This window comes from Weissella sp. DD23 (assembly GCF_001579105.1).
GTDB lineage: Bacteria > Bacillota > Bacilli > Lactobacillales > Lactobacillaceae > Weissella > Weissella cibaria.
On sequence record NZ_KQ970444.1, the window covers coordinates 1 to 532 of the forward strand.

At 43.6% G+C, this 532-nt stretch carries 1 protein-coding gene; it reads left to right on the forward strand.

Annotated features, from left to right (window positions below; translation table 11 throughout):
• A partial coding sequence (locus WEIDD23_RS12145) for an SDR family oxidoreductase (protein ID WP_156469669.1) occupies window positions 1–366 on the forward strand: 366 nt, incomplete at its 5' end.
• Window positions 367–532 lie beyond the last annotated feature (166 nt).

Sequence of the window (532 nt, forward strand, 5' to 3'; positions counted from 1 at the left end):
AACGCCACATCACAAGCGGGTGTTGAAGGAAATCCTGATTTGACGGTTTACGGGGCAACTAAGTTTGCAATCCGTGGTATCACACAAACGACGGCGAAGGAATTGGCGCCATTGGGCATCACAGTTAATGCATTTGCACCTGGTATCGTTAAGACACCAATGATGTTTGATATCGCCCACGAAGTTGGTCAAAATGCTGGTAAGGATGATGAATGGGGCATGGCCCAATTCTCAGACGGCATTGCACTTGGTCGTTTGTCAGAGCCTGAAGAAGTCGCATCAGCAGTTGCCTTCTTGGCTGGCAAGGATTCAAATTACATCACGGGGCAAACATTGGTCGTTGATGGTGGGATGGTATTCCATTAATTTGGACTTGTTATCAAATTCACATTGATTTTATTCACAGAATAGTTTACAATTATTCTTGTTTGATGATGATTTCACAAATAGTTGTTTGACCATTTATAAACAATACTCAAGCTCTCATATAATCACACTAAGCGTGGGTGCCTGGAGAGGCAGCCTGGTCAAG